The following is a 13,597-nucleotide window of genomic DNA, read 5'->3' as shown; positions in this document are numbered from 1 at the left end:
TTGAGAAATGGCAAAACGCACAACCTATTGCGGCAATGTATCTGCCGAATTTATTGAAAAAGAAGTTGTATTAAAAGGATGGGTTCAAAAACGTCGTGACTTAGGAGGCGTTATCTTTATTGATTTACGTGACCGTGAAGGAATCGTCCAAGTGGTCTTTAACCCAGAAAAGTCAAAAGAAGCATGGGAAATTGCTGATAAATGTCGTAGTGAATACGTCATCGAAGTTAAAGGTCAAGTCGTTTATCGTGATAAAGAAGCGATTAATCCCAAAATGAAAACTGGCGAGTTTGAAGTGATGGCGACTGACATTACGATTTTAAATACTGCGAAAACAACGCCATTTACCATTGAAGATGACAATAACGTTAATGACGAATTGCGCATGAAATATCGTTATTTAGATTTACGTCGTCCATCAATGACAAACAACATTAAATTACGTCACCAAGTAACGAAAACAATCCGTCACTATTTAGATAATCATGACTTTTTAGACATTGAAACTCCTTATTTAGGCAAATCAACACCAGAAGGCGCTCGCGATTATTTGGTTCCTTCTCGTGTCCATGCCGGTCATTTTTATGCTTTACCACAATCACCACAACTCTTTAAACAATTATTAATGGGGGCAGGCTTCGATCGCTATTACCAAATCGTTCGTTGTTTCCGTGATGAAGATTTACGAGGCGACCGTCAGCCAGAATTTACACAAATCGATATTGAAACGACCTTTTTAACACCAGAAGAAATTCAAACATATACAGAAAATATGTTGGCTGAAGTGATGAAAGAGACAAAAGGAATTGAGATTTCTGTTCCGTTTCCACGAATGAGCTATGACGAAGCAATGGCACGCTATGGTAGCGATAAACCCGACACTCGTTTTGCTATGGAATTAATTGATGTTGCAGAGGTAGTGAAAGACGTAGACTTCAAAGTTTTCCAAGCAGCGTTGGAAAATGGTGGACATGTGAAGGCTTTGAATGCAAAAGGCGCCGCAGATAAGTATTCTCGTAAAGATATGGATAACTTAGGTAAGTATGTGAGTCAATTTGGCGCAAAAGGCTTAGCTTGGTTAAAAGTTGAAGAAGATGGCTTAAAAGGACCGATTGCTAAATTCTTAACAGAAGTTAGTGATGAATTAATTGCTGCTACCAATGCAGAAGTCGGTGATATTTTAATGTTTGGTGCCGATAAACCTGAAATCGTAGCCGCTGCTTTAGGTGCGGTACGTACACGTTTAGGTAAAGAATTAGGTTTAATTGATGAATCGAAATTCAATTTCTTGTGGATTGTGGATTGGCCGTTGTTTGAATATGATGAAGAAGCTGGTCGCTATGTTTCTGCTCATCATCCATTTACACAACCAAAAGCAGAGGATGTGGACCGCTTAGCAACAGACCCAGCCTCTGTGTATGCTGAAGCTTACGATGTTGTCTTAAACGGCTACGAATTAGGCGGCGGCTCATTACGGATCCATACACGAGAATTACAAGAAAAAATGTTTGAAACGTTAGGTTTTACAAAAGAAGAAGCACAAGACCAATTTGGTTTCTTGCTAGACGCATTAGATTACGGCTTCCCGCCACATGGAGGGATTGCTTTAGGGCTAGACCGCTTAGCAATGCTATTGGCTGGGGAAGAAAATATTCGTGAAGTGATTGCCTTCCCTAAAAACGGGAAAGCAATTGACCCAATGAACAACGCACCAAGTTTAGTTTCTCCATTACAATTGTTTGAATTAAACATTGATGTAACAGCCATTGACGAATAAGTGTTAAATCCAAAGAAAGAGTGACTTCATTGACGGATGAGGTCACTCTTTCTTTGGGAAGGAAAAGGATAACAAAATAAAAAGTGGCTGAGCTAAAAATCTGCCAATTGGCTGTTTTTTCTTTTTAGAAAACTTTGTATGATAACTGAGTGTATAAAGGAGCGAAACAAATGACAAAAATAATTTTAACAATTGGCGGTTCCGATCCTTTTTCAGGTGGCGGGATTCAAACAGATTTAAAAACGTTTGAAAATCATCAAGTCTTTGGCTTATCAACTTTAACTTGCCTTGCTACAGCCCCCAAGAATCATTTTCAGATTCATGACCTGGAGACTTCTTTGGTGAAAGAGCAACTCGCTTCCATACCTGCCGGGAGTTTAGACGGCATCAAGATTGGCTTGATTCACAGTGAAGAAAGTATGCTACAAATTGCAACCTTTTTGAAAAAGTACGCTGGTCTGCCGGTGGTGTTGGATCCTGTCTTGGCTTTTAAAGAAACGACTTCAGTTTATGAAAAAAGATACATGCAGTTATTGATTGAAAAACTTTTTCCATTCGCAACGATTATAACGCCTAATTTAAAAGAAGCAGAATTACTCATTGGCAGAAAATTAACAACCGTCGAAGAAGTCCAACAAGCGGCGGAAGAGTTAAACTCTTTAGGAGCGGCAACGGTGGTGATTAAAGGTGGTAATCGTTGGCTTGGCCAAGAAGCACGTGACTTTTTTTATGATGGACAACAACATATTCAATTGGTCAAAGAAAAAGTAATGGCCCACACCATTGATGGCGCTGGTTGTTCCTTTGCCTCTGCAATTGGTGCGAATTTAGTTAAAGGATATCCGTTAATTGAAGCAGTTGATTTAGCAAAAACATACGTTCATGAAGCCATTGTTTCTGGGGTTCAGCTAAATGCAGCTTTTGGAAGTGTGTGGCATGAAGGATTACTAGCAGGAGGTGTGGCGGATAATGACAAGAAAAATTAGTCTATATGCAGTAATTACCGCTTTAACAGTGGCTGTGTCAATGGTCTTTATTATCCCCGTCCCAGCAACAAATGGCTTTGTTACATTGGCGGATGCAGGGATTTACATTGCTAGTTTACTTTTTGGTCCGATTGGTGGCTTGACAGTCGGAGCTTTAAGCGGTGGTTTAATTGATTTATTGTCAGGCTATCCACAATGGTTCGTTTTTTCGTTATTGATTCATGGCGGACAAGGGTGGTTAGCAGGGCACTTCTTTAATAAAAATAAAAAGATGCAAACGCTAGGATTACTTTTAGCCAGTCTCCTCATGATTAGCGGGTATGCTTTAGCGACTAGCTGGCTTTACGGCGTGGGTGCGGGGATTGCCTCTTTACCAGGGAATATTATTCAATCCTTATTTGGGGTGATTGTAGCATTGCCTCTTAGTCAAACATTAAAACGTGTGTTACCAAAAAATGGTCGTTTAGAAGAAAGAAGGATGAACAAATGACTATCGATGAAAAAATGTTAAAAGAACAGTTAGTGACAATTACAGAAGAAGTCATTACAGCAGGAAATTTACAAAAAGGGGACCTATTTGTTTTAGGTTGTACCACCAGCGAGGTGGTAGGTGGCGTCATTGGTAAAAATTCCAGTGCCGAAGTAGGACAATGGATTGTCTCAACCTTAATTGAACAATTAGATAAAAAAGGCATCTCTTTGGCTGTCCAAGGATGCGAACATATTAATCGTGCTTTAGCGATGGAACGTCGTGTGGCTGAAGAAAAAGGCTTTGAAATTGTCTCGGTAGTACCGCAATTACATGCTGGCGGTTCTTGTTCAGTGGCTGCCTTTGAAAAATTTGATGAACCTGTGGAAGTTGAACATATTGTTGCTCAAGCAGGGATTGACATTGGCGATACATCTATCGGTATGCATGTAAAACATGTGCAAGTTCCTCTTCGCTTGAGCATTCGAACGTTAGGTGCGGCCCATGTTACAGCATTATATTCTCGTCCTAAATATATTGGTGGACCAAGAGCCCATTATGAAACAACCCAAGAACGAAATCGTTAAGATTTCGTTCTTTTTTCATTTCTATAAACATTTGATGAATCTTCCGTAATTATTATAGGAATCTCTTTTTTTCTCTCGGTAAACCACGTATAATATGAAAAGAAATGTAATTTATTGAAAACCTGAAACGAGGCTATTATTTATGAAAAAAATTTATGACGGACTGCCAGTTCATGACTATACAACAAAATTTTCTGTGTCGATTGTCTATGCTATTCTTGCATCAATTGCCATGAACTTTTTCTATCAACCAGGAAATATTTATTCCAGTGGCTTAACAGGCTTGGCACAAATTTTAACAACCCTCTCAACAAAAATTGTGGGTTTTAATGTGCCTGTCTCCATTACATTGTATCTTTTAAATGTGCCGTTATTCTTTATTGCGTGGAAGAAAATAGGTAAGAAGTTTACAATTTTTACTTTCATTACCGTGACTTTAACTTCATTATTTATGCATATTGTTCCGCAAACGGTGATGACCCAAGATCCAATTATCTGTGCTATTTTTGGTGGGGCGATTTCTGGATCAGGAATTGGTTTTGTCTTAAAAAACGGGGTTTCTTCTGGGGGCTTAGATATTCTAAGCATTACCATTCGGAAAAAAACGGGGCGTTCCGTTGGCTCGATTTCAATTTATTTTAACGCACTAATTGTCTTCGTTGCAGGTTATTTATTTGGCTGGCAATACATGTTCTACAGTGCGTTATCAATTTTTGTAAGTGGGAAGGTCACAGATGCCGTTTATACTAAGCAAAAGAAAATGCAAGTTATGATTGTCACTAAAAACCCAGATCGAGTCGTGGATGAGATTCAAAAGAAAATGCGCCGTGGTATTACAATTATTCATGAAGCGGAAGGGGCATATCGCCACGACCGCCAAACTGTTTTGCTAACTATTGTGACACGCTTTGAGTTGCCAAGTTTAGAAGCAGCCATGAAAGAAAGTGATCCGAATGCCTTTGTCAGCATCTCAGATAATGTTAAAATTTTAGGACGTTTTTACGAAGAAGATTACAAATAAAAGGATATGAAGCAACGAGAGAATGGCTGTGTCTATTCTTTCGTTGCTTTTTTTGAAAAATAAGTAAAAAATGCTTTGTGAGAGGACCTGAAATTCCCATTTAAACAAGAAGTTAATTGAAAGACGTTCGTGAATTCCTTTGCTTTTGGTTTAATTAGATCTGATTATTCGGAAATAAGTCGCTATTGTTTCTCACAAACGAATGCTTTGTTTGGATTTGAAAGAAAACGATGAAAAAAGAATCATTTTTATTGAAAAGACCTAAAAAAACTGGTACACTAAGTGTGTAATTGATAAGTACTTTTAATACTGTTATGAATAAATAGTAGGAAAAACGAACATCAATTCTATTTTTTTAAAGTTCATAGGTCGTTTTCAGTCTTACTTGGACATATTTCGACCCACAAAAGGAGCGCATCATGTTAAAAGAATTTAAAATGATTGAAGCAGTTGCTCCAGATATGCTCGATGTATTACAAGAAAGATTCCAAATTCTTCGCAATATTTATTGGATGCAACCTATTGGACGTAGAAGTTTATCAGAAACGATGGGAATTACAGAGCGAGTCTTGCGTACAGAAACAGATGTTTTAAAGCAACTCAACCTGATTGAACCCTCAAAAAGCGGAATGACATTAACAGAACGCGGTTTGGAAGTCTACCAAGGCTTAGAATTAGTCATGAATCAATTGCTTGGCATGCACCAAATCGAAAAAGAAATGACACAGTACTTTGGCATTCAACGTTGTATCGTTGTTGCAGGAGATAGTGATATCCAAAAGAAAGTTCTTTCGGACTTTGGAGATGTCTTAACCAATACGCTGAATTTACTCTTACCAAATGGTGAGAATACAATTGCGGTTATGGGTGGGACAACAATGGCCATGGTGGCCGAAAATATGGGATCACTAGAAACTGAAAAACGTCATAATTTGTTTGTTCCAGCCAGAGGAGGGATTGGTGAAGCAGTTTCTGTCCAAGCCAATTCAATTAGTGCTGTAATGGCCAACAAAACGGGTGGTAACTACCGGGCGTTATATGTCCCAGAACAATTGAGTCGTGAAACGTATAATAGCTTATTACAAGAACCCTCGATTCAAGAAGTTCTTACGTTAATTAGTCATGCCAACTGTGTGGTGCACAGTATTGGTCGAGCGTTGCACATGGCGGCACGCCGAAAAATGTCTGATGACGAAATGGTTATGCTCAAACAAAAAAATGCCGTGGCAGAATCGTTTGGTTATTTCTTTGATGAAGAAGGAAAAGTGGTCTATAAAATCCCACGAATTGGCCTTCAATTAAAAAACTTACAAGAAATTTCCTATGTCGTCGCAATTGCGGGCGGCAAAACGAAAGCCAAAGCCATTCGCGCATATATGAAAAATGCACCAAAACAAACGTGGCTCATCACAGATGAAGCTGCTGCAAACGAGATTTTAAAAGGGGTAACCCTTTAAAATAAAAAATTTTTGATTTTCATAAGGAGGAAATCTTTAATGACAGTTAAAGTAGGTATTAATGGATTTGGACGTATCGGACGCTTAGCTTTCCGTCGTATCCAAGATGTAGAAGGAATCGAAGTAGTTGCAATCAACGACTTAACAGATGCTAAAATGTTAGCACACTTGTTAAAATATGACACAACTCAAGGCCGTTTCAACGGTACAGTTGAAGTTCACGAAGGTTCATTCAACGTTAACGGCAAAGAAATCAAAGTTTTAGCTAACCGTAACCCTGAAGAATTACCATGGGGCGAATTAGGTGTAGACATCGTTTTAGAATGTACTGGTTTCTTTACTTCTAAAGAAGCTGCTGAAAAACATTTAACTGCTGGTGCAAAACGTGTAGTTATTTCAGCTCCTGGTGGTAACGATGTACCAACAATCGTTTACAACACAAACCATGAAACATTAACTGGAGAAGAAACTGTAATTTCAGGCGCTTCTTGTACTACAAACTGCTTAGCTCCAATGGCTAAAGCTTTACATGACAACTTTGGTGTTGTTGAAGGTTTAATGACAACTATCCACGCTTACACAGGTGACCAAATGACATTAGACGGACCACATCCTAAAGGCGACTTCCGTCGTGCGCGCGCTGCTGCTGCAAACATCGTACCTAACTCAACTGGTGCTGCTAAAGCAATCGGCTTAGTAATCCCAGAATTGAACGGTAAATTAGATGGCGCTGCTCAACGTGTTCCTGTAGCTACTGGTTCATTAACTGAATTAGTTACTGTATTAGACAAAGAAGTTACTGTTGATGAAGTAAATGCAGTAATGGAAAAAGCTGCTAACGAATCTTATGGTTATAACACAGACGAAATCGTTTCTTCTGATATCGTAGGTATGACTTACGGTTCATTATTCGATGCAACTCAAACAAAAGTTATGACAGTTGGCGACAAACAATTAGTTAAAACTGTTGCTTGGTATGACAACGAAATGTCATACACTGCTCAATTAGTTCGTACTTTAGAATACTTCGCTAACTTATAAGATTCATTCTTATCATTAGTGAAATTTGAACAATTGTGAAATAATAAGCGGGGAAGCAACGCGCTTCTCCGCTTTCTTTTTTTAAAAAAGAAAAATCCTAAAATTGACAATACAGGAGGTCTACTCATGGCTAAAAAGACAATTAAAGATGTAGATTTAAAAGACAAAAAAGTCCTTGTCCGTGTTGACTTTAACGTTCCGTTAAAAGATGGCGTGATCACAAACGATAATCGTATCGTAGCGGCTTTACCAACAATCAAATACGTGATTGAAAATGGCGGAAAAGCAATTCTTTTCTCTCATTTAGGTCGTGTAAAAACAGAAGAAGACAAAGCTGGCAAATCATTAAAACCAGTGGCTGAACGTTTAAGCGAATTACTTGGTCAACCAGTTACTTTTGTTCCAGAAACACGTGGTAAAGAATTAGAAGACGCTGTTAACAATATGAAAGACGGCGACGTTTTAGTATTTGAAAACACTCGTTTTGAAGATGTTGACGGCAAAAAAGAAAGCGGCAATGACGCTGAATTGGGTAAATACTGGGCTTCTTTAGGCGATGTATTTGTCAATGATGCTTTTGGTACTGCACACCGTGCACATGCCTCAAACGTTGGAATTGCTTCAACTGGTATCCCAACAGTTGCTGGTTTCTTAATGGAAAAAGAAATTAAATTCATCGGCGAAGCTGTTGAAAATCCAAAACGTCCATTCGTAGCAATCTTGGGTGGCGCTAAAGTTTCTGACAAAATCGCTGTCATTGAAAACCTAATTGAAAAAGCCGATAAAATTTTAATCGGTGGCGGTATGGCTTACACATTCATGAAAGCACAAGGCTATAGTGTTGGTTTATCTTTACTTGAAGAAGATAAAGTGGACTTAGCGAAAAGCTTAATGGAAAAAGCTGGCGACAAATTAGTTTTACCGGTTGATACAGTTGTCTCTAAAGAGTTCAGCAATGACGCTCCTTTCCACACGGTTCCTTCAACTGAAATCCCAGATGATGAAGAAGGCTTGGATATTGGTGAAAAAACAATTGAATTATTTGCTAACGAATTACAAGGTGCGAAAACAGTTGTTTGGAATGGACCAATGGGCGTATTTGAAATGAGTAACTTTGCCAAAGGAACAATTGGTGTTTGTGAAGCGATTGCTAATTTAGAAGACGCAACAACAATCATCGGTGGCGGGGACTCTGCTGCTGCAGCAATTCAATTAGGCTACGAAAACAAATTCTCTCACATCTCAACAGGTGGCGGAGCAAGTTTAGAATTATTAGAAGGCAAAACTTTACCAGGTTTAGCTTCTATTAACGATAAATAATCAGTTTAAAAGACAATATTTTTAAAAAAAGAAAAGGATGTGCTTTTCATGCGCAAACCAATTATCGCTGGTAACTGGAAAATGAACAAAACTTTAAGCGAAGCACAAAGCTTTGCAGAAGCAGTAAAAAATGCTGTTCCATCAAACGACGTTGTTGACGCTGTGATTGGATCTCCAGCATTATTCTTAGCTCCTTTAGCTTGGAACCTAAAAGATTCTGAAGTGAAATTAGCTGCACAAAACTGCTACTGGGAAAACGCTGGTGCCTTCACTGGTGAAAACTCACCAGCTGCAATTGCAGATTTAGGTGTAGACTATGTGATTATCGGACACTCTGAACGTCGCGAATATTTCCACGAAACAGATGAAGATATCAATAAAAAAGCCAAAGCAATCTTTGCAAATGGTATGACACCAATCTTCTGTTGTGGTGAAACTTTAGAAACGTATGAAGCTGGTAAAACAGCGGAATGGATCGAAGGTCAAATCACTAACGGCTTAGTTGGTTTATCAAACGAACAAGTTGCTTCAATGGTTATCGCTTACGAACCAATCTGGGCAATCGGAACTGGTAAATCTGCAGATGCTAATATTGCAGATGAAATCTGTGGTGTTGTTCGTTCAACAGTTGAAAAATTATACGGCAAAGAAGTTTCTGAAGCTGTTCGTATTCAATACGGTGGTTCTGTTAAACCAGAAAACATCGCTGAATATATGGCAAAAGAAAACGTTGACGGTGCTTTAGTCGGCGGCGCAAGCTTAGAAGCAGATTCATTCCTAGCTTTATTAGATGCTGTAAAATAAGAAATCACTAACGGTAACGTTTTCTCAATGACTTTTGCAAAAAAATGTTTGCATAGTTTGCGAGAATTAACTACAATCATACATGAGGGAATCCCCTTAGTATAAATACAAACTCAAAGGAGAGACAAAACATGTCAATTATTACTGATATTTACGCACGCGAAGTCTTAGACTCACGCGGTAACCCAACAATCGAAGTAGAAGTTTACACTGAAAGCGGAGCTTTCGGCCGTGGAATGGTTCCTTCAGGAGCTTCAACTGGTGAATACGAAGCAGTTGAATTACGTGATGGCGACAAAGCTCGTTACTTAGGTAAAGGTGTTACTAAAGCTGTAGATAACGTAAACAACATCATTGCTGAAGCAATCATCGGTTACGATGTACGCGATCAAATGGCTATCGATAAAGCAATGATCGATTTAGATGGAACTCCTAACAAAGGTAAATTAGGTGCTAACGCTATTCTTGGTGTGTCTATCGCCGTAGCTCGTGCTGCTGCTGATTACCTAGAAGTGCCTTTATATCACTACTTAGGCGGATTCAATACAAAAGTATTACCAACTCCAATGATGAACATCATCAACGGTGGATCACATGCTGACAATAGTATTGACTTCCAAGAATTCATGATCATGCCTGTAGGTGCGCCTACATTCAAAGAAGCTTTACGTATGGGTGCAGAAGTATTCCACGCATTAGCTTCAATCTTAAAAGGTCGCGGCTTAGCTACTTCAGTAGGTGACGAAGGTGGTTTCGCTCCTAACTTAGGTTCAAACGAAGAAGGTTTCGAAGTAATCATCGAAGCTATCGAAAAAGCTGGCTATGTTCCTGGTAAAGACGTTGTTCTTGCTATGGATGCTGCTTCTTCAGAATTCTACGACAAAGAAAAAGGCGTTTACGTTTTAGCTGACTCAGGCGAAGGCGAAAAAACAACTGAAGAAATGATCGCGTTCTACGAAGAATTAGTTTCTAAATACCCAATCATTTCAATCGAAGACGGCTTAGACGAAAACGACTGGGACGGATTCAAAAAATTAACTGAAGTATTAGGCGACAAAGTTCAATTAGTTGGTGACGATTTATTCGTAACAAACACAACTAAATTAGCTGAAGGTATCGAAAAAGGTATCGCTAACTCAATCCTAATCAAAGTTAACCAAATCGGTACTTTAACTGAAACATTTGAAGCAATCGAAATGGCTAAAGAAGCTGGCTACACTGCAGTTGTATCTCACCGTTCTGGTGAAACAGAAGATTCAACAATCTCTGATATCGCTGTTGCAACAAACGCTGGCCAAATCAAAACTGGTTCATTAAGCCGTACTGACCGTATTGCTAAATACAACCAATTATTACGTATTGAAGATCAATTAGGCGATGTAGCTGAATACAAAGGCTTAAAATCTTTCTACAACTTAAAAAACAAATAATTCATTTAATGAATAACGCTTAAAGGGACAATTGGTTAATGAACCAATTCTCCTTATACTCGGACGTAAAAACACGCCTTTCTGCAAAGAAAGGCGTGTTTTTTTATATTTATAAAAATATTGAAAAAAATAGATTAGAAATAACTTCAACCGTACATCGCTCTATAATCACTTGTTTAAAAATAACAAAACATTAACAAAACAACATTATATAAAAAATTAATAAAACAAAATAATTGTTATTTTATAATTTTAGTATTGACTGGTTTCAGATAACGCTGTACGCTTAAAGAAATAGTATAGAATTTCACAAAAAAATGAAAACACAAATTTAACTTGGAGGATGTTGAGTATTGAGCAACGGGAAAAAGATTTTTATTAGTCATAGTTCAAAGGATCAAGAATATGTGGATGCGTTTATCCAATTATTGAAAAAGTTTGGGTTTCGAACACAGGATATTTTTTATAGTTCCACTATTGAAACAGGTGTACAGCCAGGAGAATTAATTTTTGACACGATTAAAAGGGAGCTAACCAATCAACCTGTCATGCTGTATTTTTTATCTGATCATTATTATCAGAGTATTCCATGTTTAAACGAAATGGGTGCTTCTTGGATGCTATCAGATAAACACTATCCAATTGCATTAAATAATTTTTCTATGAAAGATATGAAAGGTGTTATCAGTAGTGAGCGTTTGGCGATTGCGTTTAATGACAAGACAAGTACTAATGAAATCAACTGCTTATTAAAAAAGTTATCTCATGACACAGATGTACAAGCTGAGCCAGATTTTGAACTAAACGTTGAGAAAAATATTCAGCCATTCCAAAATAAACTGACACAACTGATTCGGCAAGCAAGTTATTTAAAACCTGATGAAAAGGGATATTTTGAAACGATTCTTAGCACTCATCGTCCTGTGTATGGCACAGCAAAAGGGGTGTATGACTGTTTTAAATTACCTAGCTTAATTGAGCCTAAAAGTTTAGGTTTAGACACGCTATCAGAGGATGAAAGCCATTGGCTATTCTTTTTTCTTACGTGGGGAACTTTTCAAGAAGGCGAAAAAGTGCGGTTTAAATTGAAAAAGGATAAGGCGTATAACAATCGGGAATTCAGTGATATTGGTAAATGTAAAAATATTTACGTCTCTTATTTAGAGAAGGTAGAGTAATTGGAGGAGGTAATAAATGAAAATGAATTGGCGTCAGTTGGTTGGTACATATCGCATTTCTGATAATGGCAAACAATATCAAAATGACTGGTTAAATAAGCAAGTTGATTTAGCCACAGAACTTCGTAAATCTTTTGATAGTGACTATCGTAGAGTAATTAAAAGTGATGCATTTAGACGCTTACAAGATAAAACACAAGTTTTTCCTTTAGAACGTAATGATTTTGTAAGAACACGTTTAACACATAGCTTAGAAGTGGCAATGCATAGCAGGGATATACTTAGATTAGTTATTTCACAGTTGAACGAACGAAACATTGAGGTTATGGAATTATCAGAATGCTATCGGTTGTTAGAAACAGCTGCATTAATCCATGATATCGGCAATCCCCCTTTTGGACATTTTGGGGAAGAAGCCATTCGTATTTGGTTTGAAAAAAATGGTCCTTTGTATGCTTGTTGGTCTGATTTTTCGGAGCAACAACAAAATGATTTTCTTAACTTTGAAGGAAACGCTCAAACCATCCGACTTTTAACAAAACTGCATCATGATAATGGGACTTCTAAAGCAGGAATGAAACTAACCGCCACGACATTAGACACAGTTATCAAATATACGGCATCTTCAGATCAATTAAATAAGCAACAGCTTTTGTCTAAAAAAGTTGGCTATTTTTACTCGGAAAAACAAGTGTTTAACGCCATTAAATTTGCGACAGGAACACAAAATAAGCGACACCCATTAGTCTTTTTGTTAGAAGCTTCAGATGATATCGCCTATACTTTTTCAGATATCGAAGATGCCTATAATTATGGTTTATACAGCTATCAAGATTTAAAGCAGTTTGTTGATGCGCAAACAGGAACAAAAAAATTTTTAATGTTAGAAAAAGATAAAACAGAAGAAGCTACCTTACAAGAATTTTTGAGAAAGACACAAAGAGCTGTTTGTCAAAGCGTAGCGAAAAATTTTGCTAATCATTATGACTTAATTATGAGTGGTATCTATCAAAATGAAATTATCATTGAAGATTGTGATGAAGTGAAATGCTTTCAGGCATTAAAAAACTTTTCTAGAGTCTATGTTTTTCAAACAAAAACAATTTTGGATCAAGAGGTATTGGGCTTCAATATCATCAATCGTTTACTAGATGAATTTGTTCCAGTCGTACTGAAATATGAAAAAGTTTCCATGAATAAGTATGAGGAGCGAATCTTTAATAATATTTCGGAAAGCGCGAAAGCGTTGTATAGAAGAGAAGCAAAGAACGCTACAGAAGCAGAAAAAGACTATTATCGTTTGAAAATGGCGGTGGACTTTGTATGTAATATGACGGATGGATATGCCAAAAAAGTTTATGATACATTATTCACTTAAAATTTGAGAAAAAGCTTCTCAGCGGTTGCCGCCGCTGAAGAAAACTAGTTCATTGCACAGGCTGATCGTTTCAGTAAAAATTTTAAAGATGCTAGTAATTTCACTGAAAATCGGGTACACTAAAATTAGCTAGTGTAACTAGCAAAAAA

At 37.6% G+C, this 13,597-nt stretch carries 12 protein-coding genes; all 12 read left to right on the top strand.

Going from position 1 to position 13,597, the window contains the following annotated elements; genetic code table 11:
- Positions 1–7: 7 nt before the first annotated feature.
- Positions 8–1,777: an aspartate--tRNA ligase gene (aspS, locus tag IGL37_RS08230; protein ID WP_010717649.1), complete on the top strand. Its 1,770-nt coding sequence runs from the start codon at positions 8–10 to the stop codon at positions 1,775–1,777.
- A 149-nt stretch (positions 1,778–1,926) separates the two neighbouring features.
- The gene (locus IGL37_RS08225) at positions 1,927–2,763 is read left to right on the top strand and encodes a bifunctional hydroxymethylpyrimidine kinase/phosphomethylpyrimidine kinase (protein WP_025191152.1); all 837 of its coding nucleotides are present in this window, start codon (positions 1,927–1,929) and stop codon (positions 2,761–2,763) included.
- Positions 2,747–3,253, top strand: coding sequence for an ECF transporter S component (locus IGL37_RS08220; protein WP_002357086.1), 507 nt, complete (start codon positions 2,747–2,749; stop codon positions 3,251–3,253). Before IGL37_RS08225 ends, IGL37_RS08220 begins: the two co-directional genes overlap by 17 nt.
- Positions 3,250–3,819: a TIGR01440 family protein gene (locus tag IGL37_RS08215; protein WP_002365825.1), complete on the top strand. Its 570-nt coding sequence runs from the start codon at positions 3,250–3,252 to the stop codon at positions 3,817–3,819. Before IGL37_RS08220 ends, IGL37_RS08215 begins: the two co-directional genes overlap by 4 nt.
- A 142-nt stretch (positions 3,820–3,961) precedes the next feature.
- Positions 3,962–4,840: a YitT family protein gene (locus IGL37_RS08210; RefSeq protein ID WP_002357090.1), complete on the top strand. Its 879-nt coding sequence runs from the start codon at positions 3,962–3,964 to the stop codon at positions 4,838–4,840.
- Between the two features lie 419 nt (positions 4,841–5,259).
- Positions 5,260–6,297 carry a sugar-binding transcriptional regulator gene (locus IGL37_RS08205; RefSeq protein WP_023894450.1) on the top strand — a complete coding sequence of 346 codons (1,038 nt, stop codon included), beginning with the start codon at positions 5,260–5,262 and terminating at the stop codon, positions 6,295–6,297.
- Between the two features lie 39 nt (positions 6,298–6,336).
- Positions 6,337–7,338: a type I glyceraldehyde-3-phosphate dehydrogenase gene (gap, locus tag IGL37_RS08200; RefSeq protein ID WP_002357093.1), complete on the top strand. Its 1,002-nt coding sequence runs from the start codon at positions 6,337–6,339 to the stop codon at positions 7,336–7,338.
- A 126-nt stretch (positions 7,339–7,464) separates the two neighbouring features.
- On the top strand, positions 7,465–8,658 hold the full coding sequence (locus IGL37_RS08195) for a phosphoglycerate kinase (protein WP_002357094.1): 1,194 nt from the start codon (positions 7,465–7,467) through the stop codon (positions 8,656–8,658).
- A gap of 48 nt (positions 8,659–8,706) precedes the next feature.
- Positions 8,707–9,462, top strand: coding sequence for a triose-phosphate isomerase (gene tpiA, locus IGL37_RS08190; protein WP_002360035.1), 756 nt, complete (start codon positions 8,707–8,709; stop codon positions 9,460–9,462).
- A gap of 131 nt (positions 9,463–9,593) precedes the next feature.
- Positions 9,594–10,892 carry a phosphopyruvate hydratase gene (eno, locus tag IGL37_RS08185; protein ID WP_002357098.1) on the top strand — a complete coding sequence of 433 codons (1,299 nt, stop codon included), beginning with the start codon at positions 9,594–9,596 and terminating at the stop codon, positions 10,890–10,892.
- A gap of 353 nt (positions 10,893–11,245) precedes the next feature.
- Positions 11,246–12,070 carry a toll/interleukin-1 receptor domain-containing protein gene (locus IGL37_RS08180; protein ID WP_002357099.1) on the top strand — a complete coding sequence of 275 codons (825 nt, stop codon included), beginning with the start codon at positions 11,246–11,248 and terminating at the stop codon, positions 12,068–12,070.
- Positions 12,071–12,086: 16 nt separating this feature from the next.
- On the top strand, positions 12,087–13,448 hold the full coding sequence (locus IGL37_RS08175) for a deoxyguanosinetriphosphate triphosphohydrolase (protein WP_002381752.1): 1,362 nt from the start codon (positions 12,087–12,089) through the stop codon (positions 13,446–13,448).
- Positions 13,449–13,597: the final 149 nt, after the last annotated feature.

The organism is Enterococcus sp. AZ119, assembly GCF_050546175.1.
GTDB lineage: Bacteria > Bacillota > Bacilli > Lactobacillales > Enterococcaceae > Enterococcus > Enterococcus faecalis.
This window is presented reverse-complemented; position numbering and strand designations above follow the sequence as displayed.

Coding starts and splice junctions, on each gene's coding strand:
- gap (WP_002357093.1), top strand. CDS start 6,337: ATGACAGTTAAAGTAGGTATTAATGGATTTGGACGTATCGGACGCTTA.
- IGL37_RS08215 (WP_002365825.1), top strand. CDS start 3,250: ATGACTATCGATGAAAAAATGTTAAAAGAACAGTTAGTGACAATTACA.
- IGL37_RS08210 (WP_002357090.1), top strand. CDS start 3,962: ATGAAAAAAATTTATGACGGACTGCCAGTTCATGACTATACAACAAAA.
- tpiA (WP_002360035.1), top strand. CDS start 8,707: ATGCGCAAACCAATTATCGCTGGTAACTGGAAAATGAACAAAACTTTA.
- aspS (WP_010717649.1), top strand. CDS start 8: ATGGCAAAACGCACAACCTATTGCGGCAATGTATCTGCCGAATTTATT.
- IGL37_RS08175 (WP_002381752.1), top strand. CDS start 12,087: ATGAAAATGAATTGGCGTCAGTTGGTTGGTACATATCGCATTTCTGAT.
- eno (WP_002357098.1), top strand. CDS start 9,594: ATGTCAATTATTACTGATATTTACGCACGCGAAGTCTTAGACTCACGC.
- IGL37_RS08220 (WP_002357086.1), top strand. CDS start 2,747: ATGACAAGAAAAATTAGTCTATATGCAGTAATTACCGCTTTAACAGTG.
- IGL37_RS08205 (WP_023894450.1), top strand. CDS start 5,260: ATGTTAAAAGAATTTAAAATGATTGAAGCAGTTGCTCCAGATATGCTC.
- IGL37_RS08195 (WP_002357094.1), top strand. CDS start 7,465: ATGGCTAAAAAGACAATTAAAGATGTAGATTTAAAAGACAAAAAAGTC.